This is a genomic window from Streptomyces sp. LBL (genome assembly GCF_029893585.1).
Lineage (GTDB): Bacteria > Actinomycetota > Actinomycetes > Streptomycetales > Streptomycetaceae > Streptomyces.
In genome coordinates this window covers 15,816-31,977 of record NZ_JARXYX010000059.1, presented here as the reverse complement: position 1 = coordinate 31,977, position 16,162 = coordinate 15,816, and the positions used below count along the sequence as shown (strand labels likewise).

The 16,162-nt window shown below is 71.7% G+C and carries 10 protein-coding genes; 6 read left to right on the top strand and 4 right to left on the bottom strand.

What is annotated here, in order from left to right:
• Nucleotides 1-447: 447 nt before the first annotated feature.
• Nucleotides 448-999: a MarR family transcriptional regulator gene (locus tag M2271_RS41280; RefSeq protein ID WP_280892612.1), complete on the bottom strand. Its 552-nt coding sequence runs from the start codon at nucleotides 997-999 to the stop codon at nucleotides 448-450.
• A 153-nt stretch (nucleotides 1,000-1,152) separates the two neighbouring features.
• Here M2271_RS41280 and M2271_RS41275 point away from each other — a divergent pair, with 153 nt between their 5' ends.
• Nucleotides 1,153-2,430, top strand: a complete 1,278-nt coding sequence (locus M2271_RS41275) for an MFS transporter (protein ID WP_280892613.1) — start codon at nucleotides 1,153-1,155, stop codon at nucleotides 2,428-2,430.
• Nucleotides 2,431-2,572: 142 nt separating this feature from the next.
• On the opposite strand, the gene M2271_RS41270 is transcribed toward M2271_RS41275, so the two are convergent.
• Nucleotides 2,573-4,285 carry a serine/threonine-protein phosphatase gene (locus M2271_RS41270; protein ID WP_280892611.1) on the bottom strand — a complete coding sequence of 571 codons (1,713 nt, stop codon included), beginning with the start codon at nucleotides 4,283-4,285 and terminating at the stop codon, nucleotides 2,573-2,575.
• A gap of 218 nt (nucleotides 4,286-4,503) precedes the next feature.
• The gene (locus tag M2271_RS41265) at nucleotides 4,504-5,883 is read right to left on the bottom strand and encodes an NAD(P)/FAD-dependent oxidoreductase (RefSeq protein WP_280892610.1); all 1,380 of its coding nucleotides are present in this window, start codon (nucleotides 5,881-5,883) and stop codon (nucleotides 4,504-4,506) included.
• Between the two features lie 377 nt (nucleotides 5,884-6,260).
• Between M2271_RS41265 and M2271_RS41260 the strand changes: the two genes are divergently transcribed.
• A complete protein-coding gene (locus M2271_RS41260; protein ID WP_280892609.1) occupies nucleotides 6,261-7,076 on the top strand; it encodes a helix-turn-helix domain-containing protein in 816 nt (271 codons plus the stop codon).
• Between the two features lie 647 nt (nucleotides 7,077-7,723).
• Here M2271_RS41260 and M2271_RS41255 read toward each other — a convergent pair.
• Nucleotides 7,724-9,832 (bottom strand): asparagine synthase-related protein, encoded by a 2,109-nt coding sequence (locus M2271_RS41255; RefSeq protein WP_280892608.1) that lies wholly within the window; start codon nucleotides 9,830-9,832, stop codon nucleotides 7,724-7,726.
• Nucleotides 9,833-10,578: 746 nt separating this feature from the next.
• Between M2271_RS41255 and M2271_RS41250 the strand changes: the two genes are divergently transcribed.
• The 4 genes from M2271_RS41250 (at nucleotide 10,579) to M2271_RS41235 (ending at nucleotide 16,036) form a co-directional block, all read left to right on the top strand.
• Nucleotides 10,579-12,003 carry an MFS transporter gene (locus tag M2271_RS41250; protein WP_280892607.1) on the top strand — a complete coding sequence of 475 codons (1,425 nt, stop codon included), beginning with the start codon at nucleotides 10,579-10,581 and terminating at the stop codon, nucleotides 12,001-12,003.
• A gap of 145 nt (nucleotides 12,004-12,148) precedes the next feature.
• On the top strand, nucleotides 12,149-13,384 hold the full coding sequence (gene lhgO, locus M2271_RS41245) for an L-2-hydroxyglutarate oxidase (protein ID WP_280892606.1): 1,236 nt from the start codon (nucleotides 12,149-12,151) through the stop codon (nucleotides 13,382-13,384).
• Between the two features lie 368 nt (nucleotides 13,385-13,752).
• Complete coding sequence (trmB, locus tag M2271_RS41240) at nucleotides 13,753-14,616, top strand: tRNA (guanosine(46)-N7)-methyltransferase TrmB (RefSeq protein WP_280892605.1); 864 nt, start codon at nucleotides 13,753-13,755, stop codon at nucleotides 14,614-14,616.
• A 52-nt stretch (nucleotides 14,617-14,668) separates the two neighbouring features.
• Nucleotides 14,669-16,036 carry a PrsW family intramembrane metalloprotease gene (locus M2271_RS41235; RefSeq protein WP_280892604.1) on the top strand — a complete coding sequence of 456 codons (1,368 nt, stop codon included), beginning with the start codon at nucleotides 14,669-14,671 and terminating at the stop codon, nucleotides 16,034-16,036.
• The last annotated feature ends 126 nt before the right edge of the window (nucleotides 16,037-16,162 follow it).

Sequence of the window (16,162 nt, the reverse complement as noted above, 5' to 3'; positions counted from 1 at the left end):
GACTCTCTCGTGGCTTTCCTCCGGGCGCTTCCCTTCGGTCTTGCGTTTCCGACTCTATCAGATCGTTTTCCGATCCGATTTCCTCGGCGCTTTCCGGCCTTTCGACCTTCTGGCGGTGTTGACTTTATCAGACCCTTTCGGTGTCTGACTCCCAGTCAACCGGGCTTGTCCTCGCGGCCCTTGGGCCGTTCCGACGTCTCAAACCTTAGCGGATTCCCCGGCGAGTCCCAAATCGAGGTGCCGGGCCCAATGGGAATTGAAATCGGGCACGCCGAATTCGACCCCGTTGGGAGATCGCGCTGCTGGTTTGTGGTGCCGCTCATGCGGCGGAGGTGTCGTCGAAGAACTGTTACGGCTCTGCGGCAACCCGAAGAACTCTACGTATCGGGCAGAGGACTGTCAAACGCCCCCTGTCAAGATCTTTTAGCGAGCTCGGTGGAGCCGGCGTCAGTCCAGGTCAGTCAGTCGGCCGCCGGCGTCCGGCTGTGCGTCCTCGACCCTGCGGAGGAGACGGGTGAGGACCTCACCGAGGACCGTGCGCTCGTCCTGGGAGAGGTCCTGGAGCAGATCCTCCTCGAAGACGGACGCGAGACGCATCGCCTCCAGCCACTTCTCGCGGCCCTCCGCGGTCAGCTCGACGATCACTCGGACGCGGTTGGACTCGTCGCGTTCCCGGGTGACCAGGCCCTCGGTGACCATGCGGTCGATCCGGTGGGTCATCGCGGCCGGCGTCAGGCCGAGTCGCTTCGCGAGGTCACTGGGGCCCAGGCGGTAGGGGGCGCCGGAGAGAACCAGGGCCTTGAGAACCTCCCACTCGGCGTTGCTTATGCCGAGCGCGGAGGTCTGACGGCCGTAGGCGACGTTCATGCGGCGGTTCAGCCGGGAGAGCGCCGAGACGATCTTCTCGACCTGGGGGTCGAGGTCCTGGAACTCGCGCTGATAGGCGGCGATCTGCTCTTCGAGAGTCGGCTCGCCGAGGGAGCCGGAGGTGTCGCCCATGGGCGTGAGTATCGCACGGTCCTGCTTGGCGTTGAAGTTCTTCCAGGTGTACTGTTCAACTTCTAACTTTAGCTTCGAAGTCTTCAGATCTAACTGCTGAGACTTATTAACTACCTGAGAGAGGTGAACGTGACCAGGGCGATGGGCGCAGCGATGCGCCGGATCCACGTGGGCAACGCACTCAGCGCGTTCGGGCTCGGCTTCACCGTCCCCTACCTGTACGTCTATGTGGCGCAGGTGCGGGGGCTGGGGGCCGTGACGGCGGGGCTCGTCCTCGCCGTCTTCGCTGTGGCCGCGCTGATCGTTCTGCCGTTCGCCGGCCGGGCGATCGTGCGGCGCGGTCCGCTGCCGGTGTTGCTCACCGCCCTGGTCACCGCCGCGCTGGGTGCGCTGAGTCTGGGACTCGCGAGTACGGCGACGACCGTACTGCCGGCGGCGGCCGCGCTCGGGGCCGGGCAGGCCGTGATGCAGCCGGCGCTGGCGACGATGATCGTGGACTGTTCCACGGCCGAAACCCGCTCGCGGGCCTTCGCGACACAGTTCTTCCTGCAGAACCTGGGACTCGGCGTCGGTGGGCTCATCGGCGGTCATCTGGTCGACACCACGAGCGCCTCCTCCTTCACTCTGCTGTTCGCGATCGAGGCGGCGATGTTCCTGCTGCTGGTCGTGGTGATGTCGACGGTCCGGATGCCGCACTCGCCGCGGATCGAGGACGCGCCGGGCCGGTCGGGGCCGGGGTCGGCCAAGAGCAGTGGGAAGCGGTTGCTGGACAACCGGGCGATGGTGCAGCTGTGTGTGCTGGGCTTCGTGCTGTTCTTCGCCTGCTACGGGCAGTTCGAGTCGGGGCTGAGTGCGTACGGGGTGGAGGCGGCGGGGATCTCGACGTCCGCGTTGGGGATGGCGCTGGCCGCCAACACCGCGGTGATCGTGGTCGCGCAGTTCGCCGTGCTGAAGTTCGTGGAGCGGCGCAGGCGGTCCCGGGTGATCGCGGCGGTGGGGCTGATCTGGGCCGTGGCGTGGGTCGCGGCGGGGTTCGCCGGGCTCGGGCACGGCAGTCGGGAGATGGCGACGGCCGCGTTCGTGTCGACGTACGCGCTGTTCGGGCTGGGTGAGGCGATGTTGTCGCCGACGGTGGCCCCGCTGGTGGCCGATCTTGCGCCTGAGGGGATGGCCGGGCAGTACAACTCGGCGTTCGCCCTGGTGAAGCAGTTGGCCCTGGCGGTCGGGCCTGCGGTGGGCGGGCCCATGGGGGCCTCACTGCACGCGCCGTACATCGTGACGTTTCTGCTGTTCTCGTTGGGGATCACGTATCTGGCGGTGCGGTTGGGGCGGCAGCTGACGGCTGCGCAGGACCAGCCGTGGCGGGCGAAGAGCCGGGTCGTGGCCCAGGGCGGTCCGGCTACGGCCGGGCAGACACAGGCTCACGCCTGAGGGGTTTCGCGCCCCCGTCCGTCCCCGCTGCCCCCGCCCGTCTCCTCCCAGGGGGCTTGGCCTCTTCGATCATGCCGACCTCGCCGACCCCGTCAGGGGGCTTTCCGGCCCCCTGACCCCCGGGCGTCGGCTGGGACTTCGTTCACTTCGTCGCGCCCGGCAGCGCGAACTCGCACCACACCGCCTTGCCGCCACCCGGTGTCCTCCGGGAGCCCCAGTTCGAGGCGATCGTCGCGACGATGGCGATGCCCCGGCCGGACTCGTCGCCGGGTTCGGCTCGGCGTCGGCGGGGGAGGTGGTCGTCGCCGTCCGTGACCTCGACGATCAGACGCCGGTCCGTGCGGCGCAGCCGCAACCGCATCGGTGGGACGCCGTGTTGCAGGGAGTTGGCGACCAGTTCGCTGACCGCGAGGACGCCCAGGTCGTGCAGGTCCACCGGGAACCGCCAGCTGGTCAGCACGCCGGAGGCGAACGCACGCGCGCGTGGTGCCGCTTCCACCCCGCCGAGGAGTTCGAGCGCCGCGTTGCGGAAGAGCTCGCTGTCCGGTCCGGTGTGGGCGGGGTGCTGCAGGACCAGTACCGCCACGTCGTCGTCGTGGTCGGCCGTCACTCCGGCCGCACGGATCAGGCGGTCGCAGACGACCTGGGGTGTGCCCGTCGCGCCGGACAGGGCGCGCTCCAGTGAGGCGATGCCCTCGTCCAGGTCCTCGTTGCGGCGTTCCACCAGGCCGTCCGTGTACAGCACCGCCGTGGAACCGGGGGTGAGCGCGATGGAGCCCGAGGCGTGCATCCAGCCGCCGGTTCCCAGGGGCGGGCCCGTCGGTTCGTCGGCGCGCTGCACCACCCCGTTCTCGTCGCGGACCAGGATGGGCAGGTGGCCGGCCGAGGCGTAGACCAGCCGGCCCTCGTTCGGGTCGTGGATGGCGTAGACGCAGGTGGCGATCTGGTTGGCGTCGATCTCCATGGCGAGACCGTCCAGGAGCTGGAGGATCTCGTGCGGGGGGAGGTCGAGGCGGGCGTACGCCCTGACCGCCGTACGGAGTTGGCCCATGACCGCGGCCGCGCGGACGCCTCGGCCCATCACGTCGCCGATGACCAGGGCCGTGCGGCCGCCGCCGAGGGTGATCACGTCGTACCAGTCGCCGCCGACCGCGGCCTCCGTGCCGCCGGGGTGGTAGGTCGCGGCGATGCGGAGGTCGTCCGGTTGTTCGAGTTCCTGCGGGAGCAGGGAGCGCTGCAGGGTGACCGCGGTTTCGCGCTGGCGGCGTTCGCTGGCTCTGAGGCGCTCGGCTGCCTCTGCGTGGTCGGTGACGTCGGTGGCGAAGACCAGGACCCCACCACCGCCACCGCCGGCGCCACCACCACCGTTGATGCTGGCGCGTGCGGCCACCGGTGTGCAGGTGAAGGTGTACGAACGGCCGTCGGGGGCCTTGCGGGACTTGACCGTGCGCTGTTTGCCGCTGCGCAGGACCTGGTCGAGGAGGGGCAGGAGGCCCAGTTCGTCCAGTTCCGGAAGGGCTTCGCGGGCGGGGTCGCCGGTCGGGCGGGAGCCGAAGGCCGTCACGAAGGCGTCGTTGACGTAGGCGAGACGGTGGTCAGGGCCGTGGACGTGGGCGACGAGGGCGGGGACCCGGTCGAGGACCTCGCGCACCGGCAGTTCGTCGACGGCGGGCACGGGCGATACGGTGCCGACGGGCACGGGCGGTGCGGTACCGGTGAGATGTTCGACGCGGGCCGCGGGTACGGAGGAGGCCGCGTTGTCCTCCCGTCTGTCCGGGGTGACCTGGTGGTCGGTCCGCGCTGCGGCGCGGCGCTGTGTTCCGGGGAGCCGGGCGCTCCAGCGCGTGAAGTTCACGAATCCTTGCCTCGTGTCGTCGTCTGCGGCGTCTTCGGCCGGCTCCGGCCCCGGTCGGGGGTCCAGGGGGTGTCACTCCGGGGTGCAGGAGTGGGGAAGCCTCGTGGGTTCGAAGGGCGGGGTGGGTCCGTCCAAGGTCGGGACCAGTCTGGCAGGGCGGCCCACCGGGTCGGCATCCGTCAGACGCCTACCCCCTTGGCTGGAGTTCCTCGGTCCGGTCAGGACGACCCGTTCGGGTCCTTCGGAGCGGTGTGAGGAGGCTTTCCACCGGCCGCGAGTTCGAACTCCGCTCGGGGATGTTCGAGCGATCCGAGGGAGACGATCTCCCTCTTGAAGAGCCCTGACAAGATCCATTCGGCCAGGACGCGGGCCTTGCGGTTGAAGGTGGGCACCCTGCTGAGGTGGTAGACGCGATGCATGAACCAGGCAGGGTAGCCCTTCAGCTTGCGTCCGTAGACATGGGCGACGCCTTTGTGCAGTCCCAGGGAGGCCACCGAGCCGACGTACTTGTGGGAGTACGTCTCCAGGGGCTCGTCGCGCAGGGAGTGCGCGATGTTGTCGCCGAGGATCTTGGCCTGGCGCAGCGCGTGCTGGGCGTTGGGGGCGCACTCCTTGCCGGGTTCCCCGGCGGTGACATCGGGGACGGCGGCGGCGTCTCCGGCGGCCCACGCGTGCGTGGTGCCCTCGATGGTCAGCTCGGGAGTGCAGAGGAGCCGTCCGCGTTCGTTGAGCGGCAGGTCGCTGGCGGCGAGGATCGGGTGCGGTTTCACCCCGGCCGTCCACACGACCGTACGCGTGGGGAAGCGGGCGCCGTCGCTGAGGACGGCGACGCGGTCCGCGCAGGCTTCCAGGCGGGTGCCCAGGCGTACGTCGATGTTGCGGCGGCGCAGTTCGGTGACGGTGTAGCGGCCCATCTCCTCGCCGACCTCGGGCAGGATGCGGTCCGATGCCTCGACGAGGATCCACTTCATGTCCTCGGGCCGGATGTTGTGGTAGTAACGCGCGGTGTAGCGGGCCATGTCCTCCAGTTCGCCGAGGGCCTCGACGCCGGCGTAACCGCCGCCCACGAAGACGAAGGTGAGGGCCGCGTCCCGGATGGCGGGGTCGCGGGTGGAGGAGGCGATGTCCATCTGTTCGATGACGTGGTTGCGCAGGCCGATGGCCTCCTCGACGGTCTTGAAGCCGATGCCGTGTTCGGCGAGACCGGGGACGGGCAGGGTGCGCGAGATCGAGCCGGGCGCGAGGACGAGTTCGTCGTACGACAGCCGCTGTGCTCCGGTGCCCTCCTCCTCGGTGGCGAGCGTGGTGAGGGCGGCGGTGCGCTTGCCGTGGTCGATGGAGCCGGCCTCGCCGATGACGATCCGGCAGCGGTCGAGGACGCGGCGCAGCGGTACGACGACATGGCGCGGGGAGATCGAACCGGCGGCGGCTTCGGGGAGGAACGGTTGATAGGTCATATAGGGGTCCGGCGTGACCACCGTGATTTCGACCTCGCCCCGCTGGAGTTCCCGTCTCAGCTTCCGCTGGAGCCGTAGAGCCGTGTACATCCCGACGTAGCCACCGCCGACAACGAGAATGTGCGCACGTTCCTTCACCATCCCATGACGCACCCGGCGCAAGCGTTTGTCCACAGCCCCGACAATTTGTGTGCCCTCGCGTCGACGGCGCGCGGGGTTGGCCGAATCACTGCCGTGCAGGGAATCATCGCAGGTCAGCGGGGGTGGAATGGGCCCCAGTCGGGGGATCAATCGGGACGTATGCGACCGGTACTCCGATCGAGGGGCGCTCGGTGCGGAACGTGCCCCTTCTGAATTGACCCCCTCTCAACTATGTTCGTGTGTCGACGGGGTGTAGGGGGATGCGCCTTCGGGTCCGCGACCGGCGGGTCCGGGAAGCGGGCCTGTTCCGTTCGCTCCGGCTTTCAAATGGCGGGGAGAGTCTCCGGGGGGAGACGTCATTACCGGGGGGAACACTTATGCATGTTCAGGACTCTCGCTGGTCGTCCGCATCAGCCATCGCATCCGGTGGCGGGTCGATGGGCGGCGCGATCGGCTCAGCGATCGGCTCAGCGATGGGCCCGGCGACGGGCTCGACAATGGGCGCGGCGGGCAACGGACGCGACGGATCGCGGACGGCGCCGCTGCGCGTGGACGCACAGCGCAACCTGGAGCACGTACTGCGTGCGGCACGTGAGGTCTTCGGCGAGCTGGGGTACGGCGCACCGATGGAGGATGTCGCTCGGCGCGCGCGGGTCGGCGTCGGCACGGTGTACCGGCGCTTCCCGAGCAAGGACGTTCTGGTGCGGCGGATAGCCGAGGAGGAGACCTCCCGGCTGACCGACCAGGCACGGACGGCGCTCGGCCAGGAGGACGAGCCGTGGTCGGCGCTCTCGCGCTTCCTGCGGACGTCGGTGGCCTCGGGCGCCGGGCGGCTGTTGCCGCCGCAGGTGCTGCGGGTCGGGGTGGCGGACGAGGGCACCGGGTTCGACGCGGCGCGAGTGCCGCAGCAGCGGACGCAGCAGGGTGCCGGGGAGCTGCGGCTGAGGACGGACGAGGCTCCGGCGCTGTCCGCGGGCGACGACGCGGGCGCGGCGGCACTGCTCGAGGTCGTAGGCCAGCTCGTGGAGCGGGCGCGCGCGGCCGGTGAGCTGCGGACCGACGTGTCGGTGGCGGACGTCCTGCTGGTGATAGCGACGGCGGCCCCCTCGCTGCCGGACGCGGCGCAGCAGGCGGCGGCCTCGTCGCGCCTGCTGGACATCCTGCTGGAGGGCCTGCGGTCGCGACCGGTGTGAGGCGGTCGCGACCGGTGTGAGAGGGGGAGGAGTCGGGGAGGCGGCAGCCTCTGAGGCGGCTGCTGGGGAGGCGGTCCTCTGAAGTGGCTGCTGGGGAGGCGGTCCTCTGAGGCGGCTGCCCCGGAGACGTCGCCCGCGAGGCGGTGACTTGAGGCGGCGGCATTCCGGCGGCTGTCCCGGGAGACCCCAACCTCTGAGGCGGCTGCCCCGGAGACGTCGCCCGCGAGGCGGTGACTTGAGGCGGCGGCATTCCGGCGGCTGTCCCAGGAGACCCCAACCTCTGAGGCGGCTGCCCCGGAGACGTCGCCCGCGAGGCGGTGACTTGAGGCGGCGGCATTCCGGTGGCTCTCCCAGGAGACCCCAGCCTCTGAGGCGGCTGCCCCGGAGACGTCGCCCGCGAGGCGGTGACTTGAGGCGGCGGCATTCCGGCGGCTGTCCCGGGAGACCCCAGCCTCTGATGACGCCGACCGGGAAACCGCAGCCTCTCAGACGGCGCCCCGGAGACGGCAGTCTTCGAGGCCGCCGTCCGGGGCACCGTTCCGCTGGGACGGCGCCCGTTTGTCGAGCGTCAGTCACCGGGTCCCTCTCGGCCATGACTCGAAAAGGTGACGCGGCGACGGCCGCGACGGCCGCCAGGACCGCGGCGGCTACGCGAGCACCGCACCGCCGTCCGAGGCGCCGGCCCCGAGGGCGCCGCGCTGCGGAGTGATCCCCGCCGGGACGGCACGCGTGCGTGCGGGCGTTCCCGTCCAGCAGGTTCCCCTGCGGGCGATCAGCCGGCCGAGCCACAACTCCAGGGAGACCAGGTCCGCCAGGCCGTCCAGGGGCAACGGCTCGCCCTCCGCCGCCGCGCGCAGCGCCTTGCGCACCACACGGGCCTCCACCAGACCGGCCTGGGCCAGCAGGGGCGTGCCGAACAGGGCCATCAGGGAGTCCGCGGCCACCCGTAGACCGATGCGGTCGGCGACGGCCGAGGGGGCGTGGGAGGGGGCGCCCCAGCCGGGCGGGAGTTCGGCGACCCCGGCGCCCTCCAGGACCGTACGCAGGATGGACGCCCGGGCGCCCGGTTGGACTCGCAGCGCCTCGGGGAGGGCACGGCAGGCGCGGACGACCTGGTTGTCGAGGAACGGGGCGTGCAGGCGCTGGAAGCGGACCTCGGCGGCCTGCTCCAGGATCCGCAGGTCCGCCGCGCTCCGGGCGAGGGCCGCCCGCGCGCGGAAGTCGCCCGGTCGCTGGCCGGGACCGACCCCGGAGCGCAGGGTCGCCCCCTGCAGGCGAACCGATACTTCAGCGAGCGCCTCACCGGTGAGCCAGCGCGCCGCGGGGCCCGGTCTGGCCCAGGTGAGCGCGGCCAGGGACGCCCCCACGGCACCTCCGGGTTCGTCGAAGCGGCGGCGCATGAGGCGGTCGGCGAGGCCTTCCAGGCCGGAGCGGTAGGGCGTACGAGCAAGGCGCCGGGCCGCGCCGTACACGCGCGCGGGGACCAGGACCGAGCCGTCCGCCCTGGTGAGCGCGGCGACGGGACGGACCAGGTGACGGCGTTTGCGGTCCATCAACAGGTCCGCGAGGCGGGCCGGATGCGCGTCCAGGACCTGGCGGGCGCCGTAGCCGGTGAAGTGGTCCGCGCTGCCGGCCGCGAGGCGGGCGCGGTGGCGGGCGGCGGTCACCAGGGCGGCGGCGGGTTCGTCGGTCAGCGGGCCGTCCAGTTCGGCGTACGGGAGGGTCTCCTCGCCGCCGGTCACCACCACGTGGTGCAGGCGGGGGTTGGCCGCGAGGGTGCCCGCCCGCTCCAGTTCGGCCTCCCGGCCGCCGACCGCCAGGTCGTTGAAGGTGACCGCGAGCAGCCGTTCCCCGGCGCCCGTGCCGTGCCCCAGCACGGTGCCCGGCATGCCCGGCAGGCCGGCGGCCAGCAGCGCGAGCGTGCCCGAGGCCGAGCCGCCGGACAGGTCCGCCCCGATGCCGGGTGCGGGCGTTCCGCGCGCGGCACGCCGTTCGGCGGGCCCCATCCCGGGCACCGGGCCCGGGTCGATGTCGGCGCCGGGCACGTGCCTCGGCGCCGACAGGCGAACCCGCACCGCCTCGACGAGGGCGTCCCGTACGGCGTCGACCGCCCTGTGCGGGTCGGCGGAGGGGGCCGCCACGGCGAGGGAGGCGACCTGCTCGTACCCGGCGATCTCGCGCGCCCCGGTGCGCAGGATCAGCGCGTGCCCCGGCGGAACGCGCCGTACGCCGTCGTAGGGGGTGGAATCATGCAGGGCTGCCGGTACGTCGGGGGCGGCGAGAAGGGCGGCGAGGTGGCCGTAGTCGAGGTTGGCCTCGATGAGGTCGGCGAGCGGAAGCGCGGCCGTGGCGTACGCGGTGCCGCCGGCCCAGGGCGCGTGGAACACCGGGCGGGCGCCCGCGAGATCACCGCAGACGGTGATGCGGCGGTCCACCTGGACGACGGCGGTGTAGCTGCCCGGCCAGGCCGTCAGATGCCGAAGGGCCCCGCCCCGCGCGGCGAACAACGCGACCCGCAGTTGTTCGTCGGTCGCCCCGCAGATGCCGAGGACGGCGATCCGGGTGCGCTCATCCGCCTTGACCACCCGGATCTCGTCCGGGCGCCAGTCGCCGACCGCCCACAGCGGATCGGGGTCGCCCCACAGAAGATGGGAGCCCACCGGGTGCAGCGTCTCGCCGTCGTGCCCGACCGCGCCGGCGGAGCCGATCTCGGCGGCCACCGTGGCGGTGCTGCTCCATCCCACCAACCACCGCATCGCCGCCTCCACAGGCTGTGGACAACCGTGCACCGTACGAACTCGGCACCATGCTGCCATGAAGGACGCCCAGCGGAGGGGCGGTGGCGCGCTTGCGCTCCGGGAAACGCGCCCCGGCGGATACCCCTGCCGGGGACACGCCCTTCGAACGCACCGCACCGAACAACCGTACGGGGCAAGGAGATCAGGGCTCGAAAGAGGAGTGGCGATACGGTGACTGCGACGCGAATGCGCCCCCGATACGCTCCCCAAAAACTCTCAACGCGCCCTCAACCACCGTGATAGGAGAGCTGATGTCCTGCGGGGGTAGGGGCGATTTTCAGCCAAATCGGCGTAAGGGGAACGGCCTTGAGCGCGCTCCGTACACGCTCCGTACACGCCTCCCGCACCGCCCGGCGGATACACAGCCCGGGAGACGGAGTGCGCCCCCCGGGCCGTTCCGCCACCCGCGGGGATGAAGGCGGCGGTGTCCCCCAGCCCACTGGATCCAGTACAGCGGGCCGACCCACGCACGGCCCATGGAACCGCTCCCCCGATGGCCGGAGAAGAGCGCACGGACAGGCGCACGGCCACACAGCGGGAGCACGTCGCAACCGTCCGTCGCCGACCCGCACTTCAGTACGGACCACAATCCCGCCATCCGGAACAATGCCCCTTAACGCTTGGGATGCGGCGAACTACGCTGGGTTTACGAATGCCGAGTGGTTATGCCAGCGCGGCAGCCGTCTGTGTCGAGGGGTGGCGCAATGTCCAGGGAGCAACGCGGGCCGAACGAAAAACTCGGCACCGTTCTCGCCCTCGCGGGAATCAGCAACGCAGGACTCGCCCGGCGCGTCAACGATCTTGGCGCGCAACGCGGGTTGACTCTTCGCTACGACAAGACGTCGGTGGCGCGCTGGGTGTCGAAGGGCATGGTGCCGCAGGGTGCCGCTCCGCACCTCATCGCCGCCGCGATAGGGCAGAAGCTCGGCCGTCCGGTGCCGCTCCACGAGATCGGGCTGGCGGACGCGGATCCCGCACCCGAAGTGGGCCTCGCCTTCCCCAGAGACGTCGGACAGGCGGTGCGGTCGGCGACGGAGCTGTACCGTCTCGACCTCGCCGGCCGTCGGGCCGGTGCCGGCGGCATCTGGCAGTCGCTGGCCGGGTCGTTCGCAGTGAGCGCGTACGCAACGCCCGCCTCGCGATGGCTGATAACCCCGGCCGACAGCTCGGTCGCGCGCGAGGTGAACCTCGCCGAGGACCCCGGCGCACCGCTCAAAGTCGGCCACAGCGATGTGCAGAAGCTGCGGGAGGCCGCCGAGGACGCCAGGCGCTGGGACTCCAAGTACGGAGGCGGCGACTGGCGTTCGTCGATGGTGCCGGAGTGCCTGCGGGTGGAGGCGGCACCGCTGCTGCTCGGCTCGTACTCCGACGAGGTCGGCAGGGCGCTGTTCGGTGCGAGCGCCGAACTCACCCGCCTCGCCGGGTGGATGGCCTTCGACACGGGCCAGCAGGAGGCCGCGCAGCGCTACTACATCCAGGCGCTGCGCCTCGCGCGCGCGGCGGCCGACGTCCCCCTCGGCGGCTACGTCCTGGCCTCCATGTCCCTCCAGGCGACCTACCGGGGCTTCGGCGACGAGGGCGTCGACCTCGCCCAGGCCGCGCTGGAACGCAACCGGGGGCTGGCCACCGCCCGCACGATGAGCTTCTTCCGGCTCGTCGAGGCACGCGCCCACGCGCGCGCGAGTGACGCGCAGGCGGCCGGCGCGGCCCTGAAGGCGGCGGAGAGCTGGCTGGAGCGCTCCCGCGACGGCGACAACGACCCGTCCTGGCTCGGCTTCTACTCGTACGACCGTTTCGCCGCGGACGCCGCGGAGTGCTACCGCGATCTGAAGGCACCACGTCAGGTGCGCCGGTTCACGGAGCAGGCACTGTCGAAGCCGACGGAGGAATTCGTGCGCTCGCACGGGCTGCGGCTGGTGGTGTCGGCGGTCGCCGAGCTCGAGTCGGGCAATCTCGACGCGGCGTGCGAGCAGGGGGTGCGGGCGGTGGAGGTCGCGGGGCGCATCTCGTCGGCGCGTACCACCGAGTACGTGAAGGATCTTCTCCAGCGGCTGGAGCCGTACGGGGACGAGCCTCGGGTGGTGGAGTTGCGGGAGCGGGCGCGTCCGCTGCTGATGACTCCCGCGTAAGCGCTCCGCTGGGGCCGGGTGCCTTCGCGTCTGCCGGGTTTCTGTGGATTTCGGGGCTGTGGGCCGTCTGTGGCTGGTCGCGCAGTTCCCCGCGCCCCTTACGGTGCTGCGGTCCCCTGCGTTTGAAGGCATTGTCAGTGGCGCAGTGCACTATCGAAGCCGGGAGGTGGTGCAGGTGCGGGTCGCGTACGACTGTGACGTGCTCGTGGTCGGCGGGGGGATCGTCGGGCTGTCGACGGCGTATGCGATCACGCGGGCCGTGCCGGGCACGCGGGTGACGGTGCTGGAGAAGGAGACCGGGCCCGCCCGGCACCAGACCGGGCGCAACAGCGGGGTGATCCACAGCGGGATCTACTACCGGCCCGGCACCCTCAAGGCGCGGTACGCCGTCAAGGGCGCCGCCGAGATGATCAAGTTCTGCGCGGAGTACGACATCCCGCACGCCGTCACCGGCAAACTGATCGTCGCCACCGAGCGGGCCGAGCTCCCCCGTCTGCACGCCCTCGTGCAACGCGGCCGGGAGAACGGCATTCCGGTGCGGGAACTGGGCGCCCCCCAGATCGCGGAGTACGAACCGGAGGTCCGCGGACTCGCCGCCATACACGTGGGGACGACCGGGATCTGCGACTTCGTCGCGGTCGCCCGGCAACTGGCGGAGGCGTCGGGGGCGGAAATCCGGTACGGGGCCCGGGTCGTCCGGGTGGATCGGCGGCCGGAGCTCGGGGTGGCGGTGCGGACGGCGGACGGGGACGTCGTACGGGGCCGGGCGCTGGTGAACTGCGCCGGGCTGTACTGCGACGAGATCGCGCGGATGACCGGGGACGAGCCGGGGATGCGGATCGTGCCGTTCCGGGGGGAGTACTACACGCTGACGCGGCCCGAGCTGGTGCGGGGACTGGTGTACCCGGTGCCGGATCCGGCATTCCCGTTCCTCGGGGTGCATCTCACCCGCGGGATCGACGGGGGTGTCCACGTCGGCCCCAACGCGGTGCCCGCACTGGCCCGGGAGGGGTACGGGTGGGATGTGGTCCGGCCCGGGGAACTCGGGGCGACGCTGCGGTGGCCCGGTTCCTGGCGGATAGCGCGGCGCCACTGGCGGTACGGGGCCGGTGAGCTGCGGCGCTCGGTGTCCAAGGGGGCGTTCGTCGGGGCCGTGCGCAGACTGCTGCCCGAGGTCCGGCAGGAGGACCTGGTGCCGGCCCCGGCGGGAGTGCGCGCCCAGGCGGTGCTGCGCGACGGAACGCTGGTGGACGACTTCCTGATCCGGGAGGGGCCCCGAGCGGTCCATGTACTGAACGCCCCCTCGCCGGCGGCGACGGCTTCGCTGCCGATCGGGCGGGAGGTGGCTCGGAGGGCACTGGCGGTGCTGGGGGCGGGCTGAGCGGGGCAGGGGGCGGGCTGAGCGGGGCAGGGGGCGGGCTGAGTGAGCGTGAGCTGTCGCTTCGCGCCGGACGACCGGCGGCGGGTGGTCGCGGTGGACGGTGCGGGCGGCGAACGGCCGCGACGCCGGCACAGGCGCCGGAGGGTCACGACGCCCGGCACAGGCACGACGGCCAGCACAGGCACCGGACGGCCACGACAGCCAGCACAGGCCGGACGGCCACAACAGCCAGCACAGGCACCGGACACTCACGACGGCCGGCACAGGCGGCTTCCCGCTCACTCGCGGCCGAGGGCACCACCCGACCCGGCGTCTGCCACCCACCTGCGGCCGACGACAGCACCCGACCGCCGTAAAATCGACTCACTGTGTCTGACTCTCTCAACGCCCCCGAACCCCCCCACCCCTCAGGTGCCCCCCTCCGCCACCCCCGGGCCAAGGGAGAGCCACGCTTCCCGGACGGCCCCCAGGCCGACCCGGCCGGCTCCCACTTCGAGCGGCGGATCCGGAGTTTCCAGCCACGGCGGAGCCGGGTGACGGCTGGGCAGGCGGACGCTCTGCAACGGTTGTGGCCCCTGTGGGGACTCGACATCGACGGGCAGCACGTCATCGATCTCACCGAGCTGTTCGGGAACGACGATCCCGTCGTGCTGGAGATCGGCTTCGGCATGGGCGAGGCCACCGCGCAGATGGCCGCCGCCGACCCGGGCACCAACATCCTCGCCGTGGACGTCCACACCCCGGGGCAGGGAACCCTGCTCAACCTCGCCGAACGCGACGGGCTGGACAACATCCGCGTCGGCAACGGGGACGCGATCATCCTGCTGCGCGAGATGCTCACCCCGGGCTCCCTCGGCGGCCTGCGCGTCTACTTCCCCGACCCCTGGCCCAAGAAGCGGCACCACAAGCGGCGGCTGATCCAGCCGGAGTTCCTCAACCTCGCCGCGACCCGGCTCGGGCCGGGGGCTCTCGTGCACTGCGCGACGGACTGGGAGCCGTACGCGGAGCAGATGCTGGAGGTGCTCACCGCGCACCCCGCCTTCGAGAACACTCAGGCCGACGGCGGTTTCGCGGCGCGTCCCGCGTTCCGGCCGCTGACCCGTTTCGAGGGCCAGGGACTGGAGAAGGGACATGTCGTGAACGACGTGCTCTTCCGCCGCGTAGAGCACTTCGTGGAACCAGGCGAAGCACAGCACACAGAGCACCAGAACCAGCCCCCCACAGGCGCCTGAAACCCCCTCGCCTCGCTGCGGGCGACGCCGCTCCCTCGTTAGGGTCAATGCCGTGGCCACCTTCCCCCCGTATCCGACCCACCGCAGCGATCCCGTCGGCGGGGCGCTGCGGCACGCGCACTGGTGGCAGCGGACGTGGGTGCGTTACGGCGCGCTGAGCACCCTGCTCGCGCTCTCCGGCCTCGTCATCCTCGCCCTCGTCCGGGAACAGACCGGCACGGAAGGGTTCCTGGTCGGGCTCGGGCTCGCCATCCTGCCCGTACCGCTCCTCATAGCCGCCTTCCGCTGGCTCGACCGGGTCGAGCCGGGCCCATGGCGGAATCTCCTCTTCGCCTTCGCCTGGGGTGCCTGCGCGGCGGCGCTGATAGCGATCGTCGCCAACAGCTTCGCGACGAGATGGATAGCCACGGCCACCGCGGACCCCTCCAGCGCGGACACTCTCGGCGCGACGGTGATAGCGCCGGTCGTGGAGGAGTCGGCCAAGGCCGCCGCCGTCCTCCTCGTCTTCCTCTTCCGGCGCCGGGACTTCACCGGGATCGTCGACGGGGTGGTGATAGCCGGGGTGACCGCCACCGGGTTCGCCTTCACCGAGAACATCCTCTATCTCGGCACCGCGTTCGGCACCGACCAGCTCACCGGTGACCGTGGGATCGCCTCCGTGACCGCGGCGACCTTCTTCGTACGGGTCATCATGTCGCCGTTCGCGCACCCCCTGTTCACCGTCCTCACCGGCATCGGCTTCGGCGTCTCCGCGCTGTCGGCCGAGCGCCGGCACGTCCGCCGGGTACTGCTGCCGTTGTCCGGGCTGCTGCTCGCGATGGGCATGCACGCCATGTGGAACGGCTCCTCGTCCTTCGGCGAGTACGGCTTCTTCGCGGTGTACGCGGCGTTCATGGTGCCCGCGTTCGGTCTGCTGACCTGGCTGGTCATCTGGACCCGGCAGCGCGAGCTGAAGACCGTACGGGAGGAGCTGCCCGCCTACACCGCGGCGGGCTGGCTGACACCGGCCGAGCCGTACGCGCTCGGGTCGATGCGGGCCCGGCGGATGGCCCGCGACCACGCCCGACGGCACGGCGGACGCCCCGCGGCCCGGACGGTGGCGCAGTACGAGGCGTACGCCACCTCGCTGGCGTTCCTACGGCATCGGGGGCGCCGTGGCCGGGCGGGGGCCGACTTCGTCGTACGGGAACAGGAGCTGCTGCAGGAACTGTGGCGGCGCCGGGACGTGGCCCGCCCCGCGCTGGACCACGCGGCCCGGGCCACGGCACCGCCGGTAGCGGTGACCGCGCCGCCCTGGCCGGTGTACGGGGCGTACGGCTATCCGTCGGCACCCGCGTACCCGGGGTATCCGACGATGCCGTATCCGGCCCGTCCGTATCCGGCCCGTCCGCATCCGGCCTATAACCCGTATCGGTCGTAGCCGACGCGACGTAGGCGCTGGCGTACGTGCGATTCACCACCGCCGAGGCGGGCCGGCGTGGCGGGCCACTGCGGGCGCCGCCGCTCGCCGACCCATGCCGCCGTGAACCGTGACGGGGACCTCGCG

What these genes read in the sequence shown, in the direction of transcription:
- M2271_RS41280 (WP_280892612.1), bottom strand. Translation starts at nt 999, where the DNA reads ATGGGCGACACCTCCGGCTCCCTCGGCGAGCCGACTCTCGAAGAGCAG.
- M2271_RS41275 (WP_280892613.1), top strand. Translation starts at nt 1,153, where the DNA reads ATGCGCCGGATCCACGTGGGCAACGCACTCAGCGCGTTCGGGCTCGGC.
- M2271_RS41265 (WP_280892610.1), bottom strand. Translation starts at nt 5,883, where the DNA reads ATGGTGAAGGAACGTGCGCACATTCTCGTTGTCGGCGGTGGCTACGTC.
- M2271_RS41260 (WP_280892609.1), top strand. Translation starts at nt 6,261, where the DNA reads ATGCATGTTCAGGACTCTCGCTGGTCGTCCGCATCAGCCATCGCATCC.
- M2271_RS41255 (WP_280892608.1), bottom strand. Translation starts at nt 9,832, where the DNA reads ATGCGGTGGTTGGTGGGATGGAGCAGCACCGCCACGGTGGCCGCCGAG.
- M2271_RS41250 (WP_280892607.1), top strand. Translation starts at nt 10,579, where the DNA reads ATGTCCAGGGAGCAACGCGGGCCGAACGAAAAACTCGGCACCGTTCTC.